Source organism: Romboutsia sp. 13368 (assembly GCF_018336475.1).
Lineage (GTDB): Bacteria > Bacillota > Clostridia > Peptostreptococcales > Peptostreptococcaceae > Romboutsia.
Map to the genome: position 1 here is coordinate 1,005,710 of NZ_CP048741.1, position 2,178 is coordinate 1,007,887.

The following is a 2,178-nucleotide window of genomic DNA, read 5'->3' on the forward strand; positions in this document are numbered from 1 at the left end:
CTTGGAACACCGTCAGGTGGGCAGTTTGACTGGGGCGGTCGCCTCCTAAAAAGTAACGGAGGCGCTCAAAGGTTTCCTCAGCACGGTCGGAAATCGTGCGAAGAGTGTAAAGGCAAAAGGAAGCTTGATTGCAAGACATACAGGTCGAGCAAGGACGAAAGTCGGACTTAGTGATCCGGTGGTACCGCATGGAAGGGCCATCGCTCAACGGATAAAAGCTACCCTGGGGATAACAGGCTTATCTCCCCCAAGAGTCCACATCGACGGGGAGGTTTGGCACCTCGATGTCGGCTCATCACATCCTGGGGCTGTAGTAGGTCCCAAGGGTTGGGCTGTTCGCCCATTAAAGTGGTACGCGAGCTGGGTTCAGAACGTCGTGAGACAGTTCGGTCCCTATCCGTCGCAGGCGTAGGAAATTTGAGAAGACCTGTCCTTAGTACGAGAGGACCGGGATGGACGTACCTCTGGTGTACCAGTTGTTCTGCCAAGGGCATGGCTGGGTAGCTATGTACGGAATGGATAAGCGCTGAAAGCATCTAAGCGCGAAGCCAACTTCAAGATAAGATTTCCCACCGTAAGGGTAAGACCCCAGGAAGACTACCTGGTTGATAGGTCGAAGGTGTAAGTGCAGTAATGTATTTAGCTTATCGATACTAATAGGTCGAGGACTTGACCAAAATAAACCTAAAGGTTTATATCGCCAACCAAATCATTATTAGATAATAATAAGGATGATTTCGGTTGCTAAAATAAAATGATTAATATATAAATGATATGCAGTTTTCAGAGTATTAACTTTGAAAAACTTTATATAAGTTAATCGAAAGATTATGTGGTTATTATAGCAAAGAGGATACACCTGTTCCCATACCGAACACAGAAGTTAAGCTCTTTAGCGCTGATGGTACTTGGTGGGTGACCGCCTGGGAGAGTAAGACGTAGCCACGTAATCTTTTTTTATTTCTTAAGACATAGATAAAATCTATGTCTTTTTTAGTTAAATTTCCTTTTAGAAGATCTAAATAAAATATGTTTTTATAGAGTTGATTCTAAGTATTTTTATTTATAAAATTATATATTTAATACATTTGAATATATATGAAATGATTTTTAAGTTTTATCTTATTATTAATTAAATAATAAGATTTTTATTTATTAGTCTATGTTAAGCAAAATAGTTGTTTATAATTTAGTTATAACTGAAAATTACTCAGTTATAATTATTATAAGAAATAGATATATTAAACTAAGTTAAAATAATATGTTTTTCCTAAGATTAATAAGAGTATTTCGTTATTGGAAAATAATTTAATGTTATATATAATAATATAATCAACCTTATAACTGTTGTATATTAAGAATAAGATGATATATTAGGGGAAATTTGTATGAAAGAGTTAATGAAGAATTTATTTTGGGTAATAGTAATTGTTTTAGGGAGCATGTATTTACTATATATAGAATTTAGAAATTATAAATATGAAAGAAAATTAAAATTAAAAATAAAATATATTGAAGAAGAAATTGTAAGCATGAAAGTAATGAATAAGAAGTTTTCTAAAGGTTCAATAACAAAAATAGGAGGGGGTACACTTCCCACAAAATTACCAGATACATATATTATTGAACTAGAATATGAAAAAAGTAAGTATGAAATAAATGATAAAGAAATATTTAATTCTTATGAAGTAGGTCATCTTATAAAGTTAAAACTCGTTAAAGGTTTAGATAAAAATAAAAATATTATAAGATATGATTTATTTAAGTTAAAATAAATCATATTTTAATATAATTCAAATTAACCATAAAATTACCGAAGATACCATATATAATCTCAGTTGTTCTTATTTCTTAATATTTAACAATAGAATGGTTTAACACAGCCATATAAAGTAAGATGAATTAATTTAAATTTAATGTATATTTTTTAATTGTATATTTAGATGTTGTTAAATTAAATTGTATTACAGGTTGTTTTACTTTTATCTATTACTAATATAATTGAATTTTTATTAGAATTTTATATTTGTAACATGAAATGTGAAAAGTGTGGATAAAAATTTAGATATTTAAAAAGATATACTAGGTGTATCCTGTAGATATTGTTAATAAAAATAGAATAGAATTTTAATAACTTAGAAAGTAAAAACATATATAAAAAATAATGAAAAATTAATA

At 30.6% G+C, this 2,178-nt stretch carries 1 protein-coding gene, 1 rRNA gene and 3 other annotated features; both genes read left to right on the forward strand.

Annotated features, from left to right (window positions below; all coding sequences use genetic code 11):
• The first annotated feature begins 40 nt into the window (after window positions 1-40).
• Window positions 41-209: a sequence feature (23S ribosomal RNA rRNA prediction is too short), on the forward strand.
• Between the two features lie 19 nt (window positions 210-228).
• Window positions 229-388, forward strand: a sequence feature (23S ribosomal RNA rRNA prediction is too short).
• 19 nt (window positions 389-407) lie between these two features.
• Window positions 408-665: a sequence feature (23S ribosomal RNA rRNA prediction is too short), on the forward strand.
• A 166-nt stretch (window positions 666-831) separates the two neighbouring features.
• A 5S ribosomal RNA gene (gene rrf, locus G3997_RS04100) occupies window positions 832-948 on the forward strand.
• A 440-nt stretch (window positions 949-1,388) separates the two neighbouring features.
• Window positions 1,389-1,775: a hypothetical protein gene (locus G3997_RS04105; RefSeq protein ID WP_296648543.1), complete on the forward strand. Its 387-nt coding sequence runs from the start codon at window positions 1,389-1,391 to the stop codon at window positions 1,773-1,775.
• Window positions 1,776-2,178 lie beyond the last annotated feature (403 nt).

What these genes read in the sequence shown, in the direction of transcription:
- G3997_RS04105 (WP_296648543.1), top strand. Translation starts at nt 1,389, where the DNA reads ATGAAAGAGTTAATGAAGAATTTATTTTGGGTAATAGTAATTGTTTTA.